General features: G+C 47.2%; 12 protein-coding genes. 4 read left to right on the top strand and 8 right to left on the bottom strand.

Going from position 1 to position 14,488, the window contains the following annotated elements:
- On the bottom strand, window positions 1-423 hold the full coding sequence (locus L0U89_RS11595) for a hotdog fold thioesterase (protein WP_234861672.1): 423 nt from the start codon (window positions 421-423) through the stop codon (window positions 1-3).
- A gap of 52 nt (window positions 424-475) precedes the next feature.
- Between L0U89_RS11595 and L0U89_RS11600 the strand changes: the two genes are divergently transcribed.
- A complete protein-coding gene (locus tag L0U89_RS11600; protein WP_234861673.1) occupies window positions 476-1,105 on the top strand; it encodes a histidine phosphatase family protein in 630 nt (209 codons plus the stop codon).
- Here the strand turns inward: L0U89_RS11600 and L0U89_RS11605 are convergent.
- Together L0U89_RS11605 and L0U89_RS11610 are read right to left on the bottom strand one after the other, a co-directional pair.
- The gene (locus L0U89_RS11605; protein WP_234861674.1) at window positions 1,083-1,505 is read right to left on the bottom strand and encodes a hypothetical protein; all 423 of its coding nucleotides are present in this window, start codon (window positions 1,503-1,505) and stop codon (window positions 1,083-1,085) included. The two genes, L0U89_RS11600 and L0U89_RS11605, sit on opposite strands and share 23 nt — an antisense overlap.
- A gap of 279 nt (window positions 1,506-1,784) precedes the next feature.
- A complete protein-coding gene (locus L0U89_RS11610; protein WP_234861675.1) occupies window positions 1,785-2,288 on the bottom strand; it encodes a hypothetical protein in 504 nt (167 codons plus the stop codon).
- 513 nt (window positions 2,289-2,801) lie between these two features.
- Between L0U89_RS11610 and L0U89_RS11615 the strand changes: the two genes are divergently transcribed.
- The 3 genes from L0U89_RS11615 to L0U89_RS11625 are packed head-to-tail and all read left to right on the top strand — an operon-like array spanning window position 2,802 to window position 6,107.
- On the top strand, window positions 2,802-4,331 hold the full coding sequence (locus L0U89_RS11615) for a M20/M25/M40 family metallo-hydrolase (protein ID WP_234861676.1): 1,530 nt from the start codon (window positions 2,802-2,804) through the stop codon (window positions 4,329-4,331).
- A gap of 57 nt (window positions 4,332-4,388) precedes the next feature.
- Window positions 4,389-5,678 (top strand): VOC family protein, encoded by a 1,290-nt coding sequence (locus tag L0U89_RS11620; protein WP_234861677.1) that lies wholly within the window; start codon window positions 4,389-4,391, stop codon window positions 5,676-5,678.
- A gap of 3 nt (window positions 5,679-5,681) precedes the next feature.
- Complete coding sequence (locus tag L0U89_RS11625) at window positions 5,682-6,107, top strand: SRPBCC family protein (protein WP_234861678.1); 426 nt, start codon at window positions 5,682-5,684, stop codon at window positions 6,105-6,107.
- 233 nt (window positions 6,108-6,340) lie between these two features.
- Here L0U89_RS11625 and L0U89_RS11630 read toward each other — a convergent pair whose 3' ends face one another.
- From L0U89_RS11630 to L0U89_RS11650, 5 genes are all read right to left on the bottom strand, one after another.
- Window positions 6,341-6,892: a hypothetical protein gene (locus L0U89_RS11630; RefSeq protein WP_234861679.1), complete on the bottom strand. Its 552-nt coding sequence runs from the start codon at window positions 6,890-6,892 to the stop codon at window positions 6,341-6,343.
- On the bottom strand, window positions 6,889-8,520 hold the full coding sequence (locus L0U89_RS11635; protein ID WP_234861680.1) for a SulP family inorganic anion transporter: 1,632 nt from the start codon (window positions 8,518-8,520) through the stop codon (window positions 6,889-6,891). Before L0U89_RS11635 ends, L0U89_RS11630 begins: the two co-directional genes overlap by 4 nt.
- 5 nt (window positions 8,521-8,525) lie before the next feature.
- Window positions 8,526-10,403 carry a proton-conducting transporter transmembrane domain-containing protein gene (locus tag L0U89_RS11640; protein ID WP_234861681.1) on the bottom strand — a complete coding sequence of 626 codons (1,878 nt, stop codon included), beginning with the start codon at window positions 10,401-10,403 and terminating at the stop codon, window positions 8,526-8,528.
- A 3-nt stretch (window positions 10,404-10,406) separates the two neighbouring features.
- The gene (locus L0U89_RS11645; RefSeq protein ID WP_234861682.1) at window positions 10,407-12,896 is read right to left on the bottom strand and encodes a YbcC family protein; all 2,490 of its coding nucleotides are present in this window, start codon (window positions 12,894-12,896) and stop codon (window positions 10,407-10,409) included.
- A gap of 628 nt (window positions 12,897-13,524) precedes the next feature.
- Window positions 13,525-14,433, bottom strand: a complete 909-nt coding sequence (locus L0U89_RS11650) for a sugar phosphate isomerase/epimerase family protein (RefSeq protein WP_234861683.1) — start codon at window positions 14,431-14,433, stop codon at window positions 13,525-13,527.
- Window positions 14,434-14,488: the final 55 nt, after the last annotated feature.

Genomic DNA, 14,488 nt, shown 5'->3' on the forward strand with positions numbered 1-14,488 from the left:
TTATTTTTTGTCAATAATGGCCATGGTGATCCTGCTGATGCAGGTGAGTTCATCGTGGCTATTGTAGATTTTTATTTCCCAAACCTGCGTTTTCTTCCCCAAATGGATCGGCTTGGTCACGCCGCGAACCAGCCCATCCCGGACGGACTTGAGGTGATTGGCGTTGATTTCCAATCCTACACAATGCTGCCTGCTGGTATCCACGGTCAGGGTAGCCGCCACGCTACCCAGGGTTTCGGCCAGGACGACATTGGCACCACCGTGTAACAGTCCGAGCGGCTGTTTGGTTTTGTCCGTGACGGGCATGGTCGCCTCCAAAAAGTCCTCTCCAATCTGCGTAAATCGAATATCCAAAAAATCCGTCATCGTGTTTTTCCCCATTTGGTTGAGGGAATCCAAGCTTAAGTCCGGGGGAAATATCATGTATGAAGGGATAATTGCGTTTATTTGGGCTTCGAAACAAAAATAAAGAAACTTGCTAAGTAAAAAAATCTACCTCGTCCGCCATGGACAGACGGATTACAACCTCAAGGGTGTCGTGCAAGGCAGTGGTATCGACGCCCCGCTCAATTGGAATGGTCACAAGCAGGCGAGGGCTTTTTTTGAAGCGTACAAAAACGTGCCCTTTGAGAAAGTGTTTTACACCGGCCTGCAGCGCACCAAGCAGTCGGTGCAGGGTTTTTTGGATCTCGGAATCCCGCATGAGGCCGTACCCGAATTGAATGAGATTTCCTGGGGCCGCTATGAAGGTGTGCCGATGACGCCTGAGGAAAACAACTACTATACGGATATGCTTGAGCGATGGGCTTCAGGCGATTTGGACTATGCCATTGAAGGCGGGGAGAGTCCCGTATTGGTGGCAAAAAGACTAAGGAAAGGCATTGACCATATCCTCCGCCAGCCCGAACGAACGATCCTGATCTGCATGCATGGCCGTGCAATGCGGGTACTGTTGAGCTTGCTTTTGGGTTATGACCTCAGGCACATGGATACATTTTTACACCGTAACCTTGGACTATACGTCTTGAATCAGTCGGAATTGGGATTTTTCCGGATCGAAAAATACAATTGCGGGGAGCACCTCAAGGATTTGGATTTGCCTTAAGCGCTTTGTTGGGCTTTTTGGTTTTGGCATTGCGTGCCTCGTAGGATGCCAAAAGCGACTGAAAAGTGGATTTGGACTCGTCCAAGTCGATGATTTGGAAGGCGATCTCGTTGAGGGAAGCGGTACGGTGTTGGTTGATGCGGACAAACAAATCCCCGAGTTGGCAACGATCGATGCCTTCATAAGGCACTTGTACGAGGATTGCCGCATCGGAATTTCCTGAAAAAGATTTGGTGGTGAAAATATTCATCAAACTCAATTCGATGTAATCGGTACTGGTTTGATACTGCTTCAGTTCACTTTTGTTGAAGATAAGCAAAAACGTTTTCCCCTCAGGATCTTTGGAATAACCCGAGAAGACCAGCATAACCAACACTAACGCCAACAGATACTTTTTCATGAACGCAAACTAGGCATTTTAAACTTGGAAGTCAATGGTTTTGTTAGACTAAGTTTTGGGATTTTTGAAAGCGTCTTGAGGCTACGAGTCCATGCTTTCCTATTACCTTGAATCGCATCCGACAGTGATCGGATCTAAAAGAGAGCGGCTGTATACGAAAACCGTATGCCGTTAGCTATCGGCAGTGATGTGAGACCTGCCCGGCAGCAGGCGGGGACGCTCCTCACTGACTTAACGGTTGGCGAAACCATCTATCTGATCAGTTACAGTTTTTTCCTTTTATTCGTATAAAAATGGTTCGTTTCCTTCCGCCATTTTTCGTACATTCTCCAACACCTGTTTCATGTACATTTTGTAAAATGCGTTTGCGAAAAGCCACTGAAAAGGAATAAATAAAATCCCTTTTCCGTGAATGGTGTAGTCGTAGTTGATTTGTATTTTGTTAGGCTTGATTTCAGTTGTCGTCCACTCAAATGTGAATTTCCAAATGTTCAACATCCATGACTTAAAATTTCCAACTTCTACTTTCCAGTATTCATTTTCAATCCGCTCAATTACTTCGTCGGTCGAAACTTCACCACCCTTAAAGGTTAATGATCTTGCGGCATAAATATTCTTTATTGAACCGACCTTCCCCCAGTTCTCGTCATTTGTTGTCTTGGTAACGGCAGGCATAAGCCCGAATCCTGTGTGTACTTTAGTTACATCGCAAAGTATTGGTGCCCTAAATGCTCTTTCAAGTGAACAGTTGTAAATTGTTGTCGTGTGAATTTTGAAGTCCATTCATTATATTTTTCTCAATTGACTTTTCCTCTGTTTGAGGTATTTTTCATCTTTTCTGTTGTAAACGGTCGTATTTGAAATTGCCGCCGCCGATTTGCTTCACACAATCATTGCGCTATGGGAGGGAGTGAGCAACAGTCGCGGAAATTTTTCGATTACCTAAACTTAAACCTAAAGCTCTAAAAATCCAACCCGTCCATCCGCCATTTTTCTCGTCCGGTTTACTCTCTTCTCATTCAGGTCGTAGTCTGTGTTTTTCCGCCTGATACTTCGTTGCCTTTGGCAGATATGATTTTCTCGCGGTGCCCACTGCGTGAACCATTTTATTGTTTGCGAGTCCTCTTATATCAATTTAATAGACACGGGACCCCAGCCTCAGTCACAATCCACTGGAACTCCATGTAATTCCGCGTTTGATTTCGGGGGATTTTGGATAACTTGGAAATTCAATAGGGGTTTCAAAGCCTAATACTCGTCCTCGCGTTTTCTACTATTTCAACAATATTCATCAACATGCTTTCAAAAATATCTTCCCTGTTTCTTGGGGTATTCCTTTCGATTTCACTCTCTGTGTTTGCCCAAAAGAAAAAGGACATCGACCTCGAAACCGTCACCGAGAAGAACCTGAAGTCCGGCATTGCAATTCTGAATGACCTGATCTCGATTCCCAACGATTCCAATATCCCTGAGCAGCTCTGGCCAAATTTAGAATGGTGTGAACGGAACTTCGGTAGTCGGGGCTGGAAAACCCAAAGGCTCGAAACAGCAGGTTTTCCGCTGATGTTGGCAGAAATGTCAGTACCAAAAGCCACCAAGACCGTTTTGTTCTACTTTCACGTGGATGGACAGCCTGTCAATGCCAAGCAGTGGGACCAGGAAGATCCCTTTGGGCCCGTATTAAAACAGAGAAACAGTGTCGGAAAATGGGAAACCATTCCGATGAGTCGGCTGGACAATGGGTTCGATCCAGAGTGGAGAATTTTTGCACGCTCCGCTTCAGATGACAAAGGACCCTTGGCGATGTTCCTTACGGCTTGGGATGCGCTGAAGGCGGAAGGGAAATCACCCAATTTCAACGTAAAGGTAATATTGGATTTTGAGGAAGAGATTGGTTCTCCGCACCTCGGGCCCGCTGTAAACATGCATAAAGAAAAACTTGCGGCTGATATGATGTTGATCATGGACGGTCCCCGTCATATATCCAACGAGCCAACCTTGACCTTTGGTGCACGGGGAATCGCCGAAATTACGCTGACCGTATATGGGCCGCGCAACGATCAACACAGCGGTCACTACGGCAACTATGCGCCCAATCCGGCCTTCAGACTTTCTCAATTGCTCAGTAGTATGAAGGACGATGCCGGGAGGGTTGTGATTCCCGGTTTTTATGACGGTATTTCTTTGACAGAAGAAGAGAAAAGAATCTTGGCTGCGGTACCTCATGACGCAGAGACGGTCAAGAAATCCCTTGGAATTGGTTCCACCGACAAGGTAGGCGCCACGTATCAGGAGTCATTGCAGTATCCGTCATTGAATATTCGGGGACTGTATTCCGGAGGGGTTGGAAAAGAGGCAAGGACGATTGTCCCATCCACAGCGCTTGCTGAAATCGATGTGCGGCTTGTCCCCGAGAGCGACCCAGAGCGGCTTTTTGCCTTGATAAGGAAGCATATCCAACAACAAGGGTATCACATTTTGGACCAAGATCCGACCGATGTGGAAAGACAGAAATACCCCAAATTGGTCAAGTGGCAGGGGACAATCTCGTACAAAGCCTTTCGAACGCCCTTTGATTCAGCGCCGGGGAAAATGTTGAATAACGCCTATATCCGAGCCTTCGGGAAAGAACCCATCAAGAATCGAATATCAGGAGGGTCTCTGCCAATAGCGCCTTTTGTGGATGCCTTACAGATTCCGGCAGTGACGGTAGTTACGGTCAATTCGGACAACAACCAGCACGGCCCCAATGAAAATATCCGCTTGGGTAATTATAAAGAGGGAATCAAGACCGCTTTGGCGATCTTGACCGAAGAGTTGAAATAGGATTTTAGAGGGACTCGTCCTTCCGCATAAAACAAATTAAACCACAAACTAAACCCTATGAAGAAAATGAGCCATGAGATCCAAATCGTTGCCCCAGCAGCATCGGTTTGGGATGCGGTTGTCGATCCGCACAAATACCGGGCATGGACCCGGGAATTTCACCCGACATCCTATTTTGAAGGCGGATGGAATAAAGGCAACAAAATCCTGTTTTTGGGTCAAGACGATAAAGGAAGTATTGGAGGGATGGTGGCCGAGATTGCCGAGTCTGATTTTCCGAGATTCATCTCTATTCGCCACTTGGGCTATGTGCAGGATGGTTTCGAAGATACGCAGTCAGAGGCTGTAAGAGCCTTGTTTCCCAGTTACGAGAATTATTTTTTGGAAGAAATCGGCGATGGAAAGACCCGTTTCCGTGTCGAGTTGGATATGGATGAGAGCTATTGGGAAATGATGCAGGAAATGTGGCCGAGGGCACTCAAGGCCCTGAAAGATGTAGTCGAGCAAGCCGAATCACCTAAGATTTACCCCTGCCTTTGGTTTGACAAAGAAGCGGGCGAAGCCGCTGAGTTTTACTGCGGTCTTTTCAAACAGGGGCGCTTGCTAGAACAGAGTCCTATGGCGACGACTTTCGAAATCATGGGGACAAAAATCATGGGGCTCAATGGGGGACCGATGTACCAGAAGACAACAGCCGTTTCTTACTTTGTCTATTGCAACGGAACGGAGGAAATAGATAGGCTGTATGCCGCACTGAGTGAAAATGGCCAAGTGCTGATGCCATTGGACAAGTATGATTGGTCTCCAAGGTATGCATTTGTCCAGGACAGGTTTGGGGTAAGTTGGCAATTGGACGTCGAGGATATCAAATCTTCCCAGAAGATTGTGCCTTGCTTCCTTTTTGCCAATCGAAAGATGGGTATGGTAAAGAAGGCCATGGACAGGTTCGTGTCGATTTTTCCCAATTCACGCATATTGATGGAGGCGCCGTACCCGCCAGCGGCTGGCCTACCGGAAGGGACTTTGTTGTTTGCCCAGTTCAGATTGGCCGGCTTTATCTTCAACGCCATGAGTAGTACGCGTCCCGAGGAGTTTGATTTCAGTCCGGGAAATTCGATGGTTGTCGAGTGCGAAACCCAAGCCGAGATCGATCATTATTGGGAAAAGCTGGGTGAGGGGGGAAGGTACGAACAATGCGGTTGGCTTCAGGATGAGTATGGTATTTCTTGGCAGGTGGTGCCGGCGGTGCTTTCCCAGCTGATGGCAGACCCTGAGCGCTCCGGCAGGGTAATTGAAGCCTTTTTGAAAATGAAGAAATTTGATATCCAAAAACTTTTAGATGCATAAACCATGAAAAAATCACCGATTACCGTACAGGCAAGCATAGCCGCGCCACTTCAAAAAGTCTGGGATTATTGGACCGGACCTGAACATGTTACGCAATGGAACCAGGCCTCCGAAGATTGGCATTGCCCCAAGGCCAGCAATGACCTCAGGACCGGGGGTAAGTTTTCCTCTACAATGTCCGCAAAGGACGGCAGCATGAGCTTTGATTTCGAAGGCGTATATGATGAAGTTATCCCCGGTGAGTTGATCCGCTACACGATGGCGGATGGGAGGGAAGTCTCGATTTCGTTTGAAGTACAAGATGGGATGACCTTGGTCATTGAGACCTTCGATCCAGAATCCATGCATTCCGAGGAGCTCCAGCGTGCTGGCTGGCAGGCGATTATGGACAACTTCAAGCGCTATGTGGAAACCATGTCTAGAGACTAGTCCGCATTTTTTTGTGTTTATCGTTTTTCAAACCTGAAAACCGGCCACAATTGAAGTAGAATCTGCTACATGATTAAGATAAATAAAAAACCCCTCCAGAACATCCGGAGGGGTTAGTGTTCCATAGTGCTGGTACTTGTAATTGGCAAATGTTCAACTTGCGGGGGAATCGAATTTGACTCCTATTTCTTTTTTTGACATCAGTGTTGAATCCAGCGGAATCAGAGCCGGATTTAATTTAATACATAGTTAATCGGCAGCTTGACATTTTCTTTTTCGATTTCCTCTAGCGGATAGACTATCTCGTCCTCACCCAAGATCATGGTATGGAGAGAAGGCTTTTTTCCCGGATCTTTCCATTTGCTTCGGTCGAGGAAAAATTTGAGGTATTGGTACTGGACTTGGAGAAATACTGCCGCCTGAACCAGTTTCTCAGAGCGGATCGAGAACCCGTCGCCCTGTGCACCCTTGGACATGCCAGCCAAGGCGTCAACGGTATAGTCGTCCCAAATCCTTTCCTGCAAGCATTCATCGCGCAACTTGCCCGGAAAATGTCCAAAGAGGACAATTTCCCCGCAGTCAAACAAGTCAATCGCCGCGGCAATCTGATGGAGGGTAAATATCCCCGCGGCCTCAAGATTGAGGTCAAATACGGTTAGCAGACTTGTTTTTCCTCCGCAACTAAAGTCTATGCCGCGCGGCCAATGATGTGAACTGATGATCAGTGTGTTGGTTTCAATGCTTTCCAGAAATTCCGTTAGCGAACCCATCGGTGGGAAATTCATGCGTGGGCCGTTTTTTTGAGTTTTCTGGATGCCAATTCATGACTTGAACTTTTCTTCAAATGTCCCATTCCGCATAGCGTGAATTTTCCGCCGTCATGTTCATACTCATGCTGATAGTGGTGGAGGTTTTCCATCACAGTATGGTCGACTAAATTGGCATTGGTGAAGTCGATATTTATTGTCTTTTTTCTGGGAAGTGCATCAAGCGATTTTTTCAATTTGATGTAGTTGGAGAAAACAGCGGAGTGAAATACATCTACGGTATACACATCATCCTTGACCTGAACCGTAAATAGCGGCTTGAAAACGTGCTTCAGTGGCAGTCCATTGTATAAATGGAAAATGATCTTGGTGGTAATCCCGACTGCTATTCCGACTAACAAATCGGTCGCCAAAGTGACCAAAATCGTTACCAGAAATATCGCGAGCTGCCCTTTGCCGATCTGGTAGGTCTTGTAGAATTCCTTGGGGGACGCCAACCTAAATCCCGTATAGATAAGCATGGCTGCAAGTGCCGCCAAGGGGATTTGGTGGATAAGGTTTGGGAAAAAAGCCACAAAAACCAACAGGAAAACACCATGGAAGAAGTTGGACCATGCCGTTTTTCCACCATTGTTGATGTTGGAAGAGCTTCTCACGATTTCCGAGATCATCGGTAAGCCTCCGATAAAGCCAGCCAGGGTATTTCCAATCCCAACTCCGACCAAGTCTTTATTCATGTTAGACTTGCGCTTGTAGGGATCCAAGCCGTCGATTGCCTTAGTGCTTAGCAAAGATTCCAAGCTGCCTACTAGCGCAAACATGATGATGTATTTAATCGAAGTGCCGCTCAGGATTTGGGAGAAGTCCGGAAACGTGATGGCACTGAGTAGATTGTCAGGCAAGGTGACGAGAAATTTCGGCCCGATCGTGTATTCATGTCCATCAAGGAAAAGGTACTTGTGCTCGTGCTCTAGGTCAAAATAGATACCCAGCGGAATCGCTACCAGAATGACGATCAGCGGCGCAGGCAGCATTTTGAGGTATTTGTTTTTGAACAATGGAAAAAGAAACATGATCGCCAAGCTCACGAATCCGATGATGGCAATGTCGGGGTTCATTTCGCCAAATGCTTGGGGAATTTCCGCCAGAAGTTCCAAGGTCTCTTGTCCAGTTGCTTTTGCCCCAATGAGTGTGAAAAGCTGCTTCGCGATGATGATGATACCAATCGCCGCCAGCATGCCGTGCACAGCAGCCGAAGGGAAAAAGTCGGCCAATACGCCGGATTTGATCCAGCCAAAGACGATTTGGATGATGCCAGCGATCACGATCACTGCCAGCGTGAGTCGATAACCCAACATGGCATCTCCTTGGCCAAGTTCGGTGACAGCGCCGATTGCAATAACGATCAGGCCGGCCGCAGGTCCTTTGATCGTGAGTTGTGAACCACCTAGGAAACTGACCAATAGGCCACCAATGATGGCTGTGAAGATTCCCGCCACAGGCGGAAATCCCGATGCCATGGAAATACCCAGGCAAAGAGGCAGAGCAATCAGAAATACCAGAAAGCCCGAAGTAAGATCAGCTTTCCAGTTTTCTTTGAGACCGGCGAGACCAGTCGAGGGGATAGCGTGTTTTGAAGTCTTCATAATGATTAAGAAGATGGAAGTGCTTTTTGATGATAATTTTTGATATGAGGGCCCAAGAAAACCCGGGCATAAATCCGGATCAACGCTATTCCACCAAGAATAAAGCTAATCGCTGCAAATGAGGCCAGCAGGTATTGGTCCTCGTGGATATGGCTGTAAATCAGATCGAGTCCGATAAATGTCGGGCTGATCGGGAAGCCCATAACGCCAAGGGCGGTAAGCAGGAAAAACAGCCCGTACTTTGGGAATCGGCTGCCATGGCCGTAGTATTGGTTCAAGTCAAAGTGGTCGGGCTCTTTTTTCCTGACTTGGTCCAGCAGCCAGTATCCCAAAGTTCCGGCAATCGACACACCGCTGAGGTAGATGAGCGTTTGGCTGAAGTCAAAGGTCTCATTGAACGATACCCCGAGCGCGATCCAGAAATGGTTGGCCATGACAAGCATCAGCGCTAGACGTGGATAATTCCTTTCGGAAAATGCCTTGAACACCAGCATCATTCCAATAAATGAAAACAGCCCGGGGACATAGTGGCGAACCTGGACAGGAATCCATTCTTGATTGAAGTATAGCACCAAGCCCAGTCCATAAATCGGCAGGAAGTAGAGAAGGAGGTTCCGGGGTGTCAGGAAGTCGAGTTTTCGACCGATCTTTTTGATCGGATGGAAGACATACCGATTGAAGAACCTGTCCAGATTCCATTCCTTGAGCGACAGGATATAAAGGCTGTATTCCAACCTTTTGGGGAAGGTGTCCTCCAAGCTGATTTCTTTTGGCTGGAAATGGTAAAACTGATCCCGGATCATATAGGCCACGACCGACGGAGATACCAACAATTGGTAGGTGCGCAGGAAGGCATTTCCCGCAAAGTGGATCAGCGCCAAGACATGCCAACCCAGCGCCACTTCGACAAACATCAACCCGATCTGCGCGATCGACGCGTAGGCGATTTGGGTTTTAATCGTGGATTGGACCCGAGCAATGGGATAGGCCACGAGCGTAGTGGCCAGACCGACGGCTCCGATGAGGATTCTTGCCGTAAGCTGGTTTTCCCAGTATGGAAAAGTTCTCAGAAGCAGGAATACCCCGAAATGAACTGACAGGGAGCCGTAGAAAATCGCAGATGATGGTGTTGGCCCTTCCATTGCCCTGGGCAGCCAAGAAGAAAACGGCAACTGGGCTGATTTGGCCGCTGCCGCAAGCAAGAGACAAACGGCAATGAACAGGCCAATTCCACTGTGTTCCGCGATATGTTCGTTGACCGTTTCTTCGTTGAGTAGCGTGATGAAGTTGATGTTTTCATGCCAAAGGTGATGGCTAGCCCACATCGCCAGGATGATTCCGATATCACCAATCCGGTAGATCGAAAACACCTTTACTGCATTCCTCACCGGTAGGTATCTTTCCCTGTAGAATGCGATCAGGAGGAAAGACGATATTCCCAACATTTCCCAGCCTACAAAGAGGGTTTCAAAATTTCCTGCGAGGACTGTCAGGTTATAGGCCAGGTAGAAGAACAGGACGGTGTTGAAAAACCGCTTGTAGCCATCTTCCATATGGAGGTAAAACCTGCTGTATCGGGTAATCAGAAACGTCACAAACGCTCCGACGAAGAGATAAACCGCTGTAATTCCATCGAAATACAAATCGATGAGAAATCTGTAGCTCCCATTGTCGTATATCACCAGTTCTGGGATATTGATCGGGTTTCGCCCACCGAGGACCCATCCAATTGTGAAGACGACAATGACTAGCAGGTGAACACTTACCATTCCGACAGCCAGACGGGAAAATCCATTTTCATTTCCCGACCCAATCAGAAGCGAAGCCAGGAATCCAAATAGTGGAATCAGGACAAATGAGCTGATGATCAATTGGTTTTCCATGCTTTAGGCCAGTAAGTAAACGGGTAGGTTTTCGGATGTCGCTTCGAGGATCTTGTCCATATCCTGAGCCTTTTCGATCTTATCGGTGATTGGCACATAGGGTATCAATTCACCTTCCTTCAATACGAATGCCTCTTTGGTATCCGGATGGATACAGGCTAGCCGTACCCATTCATTGGCAAACCATTGGAAAGTAGGTTCATGAGCTTGGATGGTCTTCATCAGCACCTCCGGATAGTGCTCCACTGTTATCAATATCCTAAGCGGGTCATGGATATTGATCATTTGGAGTGGCAAGCCAGTCCTGAGGTCGCCATCCATACCATTGGCTACTCCGACCAATCCCATGACATTGTGTGGCAGTTTGCTTCCGGCACCAAGCATATGGTTGTCGACTTTGGAAAAATAGTATTCCAAGTTGATGCCTCCACAGACGGGAGCAACGGCTTTCAGAATACCCAGGAGGTATTGCCCGTCGGGATCAATCTCGTGGTCATAGGAATTTAGAAATGCACGTTTGTCGAGAAAAAGATGCTTATTGTTGGCCCTTTTTCCCACGACACAGAGGGCATTGGTAGCGTGGTTCCACTCTGGACGCGGCTCAAATAGCGAGAGCGCCCTCAATTTCACCTGTTCATGGATTTTTTCGGCATCCTGCGTGGAATCTATGGTATGAAACCTTCGGGAACGTTCCTTTGCATTGTAATTCAAGGCAATTTCAAATATCGACTGGTTTCGCTCATGGATAAGTTTCGAATCCATTTCGAGTTGATCCAGATCGTAAAACTCCATCTCATCCCGGGTAGTATCGTGCAGTCCGCCAACAAACCTTGTGCTTTCGGGAATGTCGATTCCGCGAAGTCGAAGCTGATCTCTGACCTCGGGATTGTTGCCAATCGTAGCTACCACACGGGCATTGACCGAACCTGACCTGCCACTGCATGCCCCGCAATCGTAACCCGCATAGTGGGTATTGTTGACACTGCTGGCACCGTGCCCGATGATATAGATGAATGGAGCGAAATCCTTGACCAAGCCAATACTCTTTAGCATGCCTTCCAGACTCGTGGTCATCTCCTCCAGGGTAAAGCCCACTTGCAGTCCGTGGTGGTGATCAGGATTTTTGCATTCGATACTCAGTTTGCCTTTCGGGTCCATGTGCTTGAAGGATGACACCATCGCAGGTGTCTCTCCCGGCCTCAGGATGTTCTTTGCCATTTTGATAGCAGACCAAAATCCCATCGTCTGGGAAATGGCCCAGCCGCCGAAAATGCCTTTTGAATGCTTGCTGAAATGTGCGTCCTTCTCGTGACGGATTTTGGCTTCGGTTTCCTTGATGACATGCTTTGGCGTTACGGGTGCGGGACAGACTTTGGTCATGAACTTGCCGTGCTCCGGTTGGAAGTAAAAGGGCAAATTGAAAAAGCCTGCTGTTCCAAATGTCTCACTATCGGGAGCAAACCGTTCGATGTATCTGCGAATGGAACATTCGCGATCATCTATGCACAAGACTGCCTGAAAGCTCTTTTGATTCTTAACACCATTGGTTTTTGGCTTAATCTGCAAGCCTTTGATGACTTGGTCAAAATAGCTCCATTCCAAAGCCTCCTGCCATAGTGAAAGCATGGTAAACCATTCGCTTGGCTGGAATTCTTTGAATAATCCCGGAAAACTGTCCTCCACATGAAGTCCAAGCGGCGTCCAAGTGCCGTTTCTTCTTCTGTCGAGTGCGTCTATTTCCAAAAGGGACTCTAGGAAAATCAGGTCGTGGAGCGAAACCTTCTTCTTGTCCAAAAGGGATTGGGGCTGATGCTCCAATACTGCTACCATGCCCGACCAGCCTGGATGGGCAAATTGCTGGTCAAACAGATATTGGGCATAGCGCTCCTCTTTACCGACCAATATGGCCAAGAGGTCCTGCAGTTTGGTTTTGGGATCAAATAGCAGGTTCCTTGCCCGTGAACTTTTTAGACAAGCCGTAAAGCTGCCTTCCTCGAGTTTTCTGAATGAAGTAAGAAGCCCTCCATTTCCAGCTGGAAATTTCCAAATCGCAATCCCCTGGTCCAGATAACTACTCACTAGCCTAAACAAGGTCTGATGGACTTCTTTGTCGAGATTGAGGTTGTAGGCTTTGCGCCATTGTTTTCGAAACTGGCCGATGGTCGGTTTTGGATATTCTTGGACGGGGCTTTCCAGCATAAGTTGTTTCCAGCGTCCGAGCTGGTCTTCGCCCATCTTTTCGCGAATTGCCCTTTCAAGTATGGCCGGCTGGATTTTGCCTTTGTGGTACAGGTCTTGGAATTTTTCCAGATCCCAATAAACCTTGTAGCCAAAGGTTTCCGACGCGATTTGCAAGGCCATGTGGAATGGCAAATCCTGAAAGGCATGGAGTGTGTTGTGGTGCACAAAATCCTTCAGCGGGGATTGCGCAGGTAAATAATGACCCAGTTCATGTAGAACATGATGCAGGTCAAATGAAGTCTTGGAATTCATTTGTTTGGGAATGAAATAAATGAAAGGGAGAGGGCATATGGCCCAATCTGAAGTATGAAGTCGGTTTAAAAAATCAACCCAAGTCGGACTTCAGACAGTGAAAAAGTAGATACAATTTAACCCTGGAATAGGATAGGAATTGCCCATTTGTGTCTGATAGACTGCCTCCGAAGATACTGATCGGAAATCCTTTACTTGCAGTGGCAAAAAATATATCAGAACCATTTGTTTCCGATTCAGACTCTTTTTCCTCTTTTTTTTCTTTCTCTTCGCTTTCTACCGTCGCGGACTCAATGCTGCTAGGGTCGGAAATAGTTGCGTGCTCGGAGGATATTTCGGTACTGTTAAGGAATTGGAACCCATCATTTCCTATTTCCAATTGGTGTGATTGGGCCCCAAAAAACAACCCAAGAGAAAGGCACAAAAAGAAAAGTGTATGAAAGACTATATGGTCATTCATCTTTTCAATCCTTATCGACGGCCTCTGTTTCATTTATTACAGTTAGCAACATCAAATGTAAGCTTATTGACAATCTTAAAGGAAAATTTTTGCAAATATTTTAATGATGTGTGACAGAGGTTACAATTCTAGAGAACCTGATTTCGGTCACGAAATGATCTTGATTCATCAAGAAGCTGCGATTTCCGAGATAAACGTCATCCCTTCCCGGTATTCTTCTGCGCTCTGTAGATGTTCAAGCATCAATGGAACTTCAGGGAGTTTTCTCAATTCAGCCACAAAAACCCGATAGTCCATTTTTCCCAAGCCCGGCCTGACTTCTTCAAATTGGGGCATGAATGTTCTTTGCTTGAGCACGAGGTCTTTGGCATGGCAGCTTTTGATATGGGGGCCAAGTTTGGCAAAACATTCCTTGATCAAATCTCCGTTCTTGTAGAAAATAGCGGGACTTGTGACCATGTTGACCGGATCGAGGTGCACTGCAAAGGCCTTTCTATCTATAGCCTTGAGCAGTTGAAGATAGGAATCGGCTGACTCGGGAAATATCCACGGCATTGCCTCTAAGGTAAAGAAGGTCCGTTTTGGATTGACCTCATCTATAATTTTTCGGGTGACTTCGACGATTTGGTCAAATGTATCTTCGGAAAAATTCTCCTCGTGGGGGCCGGACCAGTTTTCTTTGTGCCTTGATCCGGCGATATTGACGCAGCAGTTTGCGCCAATCTCCTCTGCCAGCTGCAGGGAGCGCACGCATTTTTCAAAAGCAGCATCTGCAGTCGCCTTATCGGGGCTCAGTGGATTGGACCAGGCACCAACCTCCGAAATCACTATATCCGCCTGTTTGGCCGCTTTTTCGTAGGATTTGATCGTCGATATGTCCGCGTCTAGTCCAACGGGACAGTAGGCAGCACGGCAACCAAGTTTTTGTAGGATTTGGACCCAGGCTTCCGGGCTGTCATATTTTTCGAACAGAGGCACTCCGATTCGAAGCCTTGAATTTGAAGCAAGTGTTGGAATCCCTGTCAGTGCACCCGCAGATGCCAACAGGGCTATTTTATGAAAATGTCTTCGGTTCATACTTTTGGTAGCTTTTAGGAGACATGGGCAGAAAGCTTAACGGGATTTGGGACAA

The organism is Mariniradius sediminis, from assembly GCF_021491425.1.
GTDB lineage: Bacteria > Bacteroidota > Bacteroidia > Cytophagales > Cyclobacteriaceae > Mariniradius > Mariniradius saccharolyticus.

What these genes read in the sequence shown, in the direction of transcription:
- L0U89_RS11605 (WP_234861674.1), bottom strand. Translation starts at nt 1,505, where the DNA reads ATGAAAAAGTATCTGTTGGCGTTAGTGTTGGTTATGCTGGTCTTCTCG.
- L0U89_RS11630 (WP_234861679.1), bottom strand. Translation starts at nt 6,892, where the DNA reads ATGAATTTCCCACCGATGGGTTCGCTAACGGAATTTCTGGAAAGCATT.
- L0U89_RS11640 (WP_234861681.1), bottom strand. Translation starts at nt 10,403, where the DNA reads ATGGAAAACCAATTGATCATCAGCTCATTTGTCCTGATTCCACTATTT.
- L0U89_RS11625 (WP_234861678.1), top strand. Translation starts at nt 5,682, where the DNA reads ATGAAAAAATCACCGATTACCGTACAGGCAAGCATAGCCGCGCCACTT.
- L0U89_RS11595 (WP_234861672.1), bottom strand. Translation starts at nt 423, where the DNA reads ATGATATTTCCCCCGGACTTAAGCTTGGATTCCCTCAACCAAATGGGG.
- L0U89_RS11620 (WP_234861677.1), top strand. Translation starts at nt 4,389, where the DNA reads ATGAAGAAAATGAGCCATGAGATCCAAATCGTTGCCCCAGCAGCATCG.
- L0U89_RS11615 (WP_234861676.1), top strand. Translation starts at nt 2,802, where the DNA reads ATGCTTTCAAAAATATCTTCCCTGTTTCTTGGGGTATTCCTTTCGATT.
- L0U89_RS11650 (WP_234861683.1), bottom strand. Translation starts at nt 14,433, where the DNA reads ATGAACCGAAGACATTTTCATAAAATAGCCCTGTTGGCATCTGCGGGT.
- L0U89_RS11645 (WP_234861682.1), bottom strand. Translation starts at nt 12,896, where the DNA reads ATGAATTCCAAGACTTCATTTGACCTGCATCATGTTCTACATGAACTG.
- L0U89_RS11610 (WP_234861675.1), bottom strand. Translation starts at nt 2,288, where the DNA reads ATGGACTTCAAAATTCACACGACAACAATTTACAACTGTTCACTTGAA.
- L0U89_RS11635 (WP_234861680.1), bottom strand. Translation starts at nt 8,520, where the DNA reads ATGAAGACTTCAAAACACGCTATCCCCTCGACTGGTCTCGCCGGTCTC.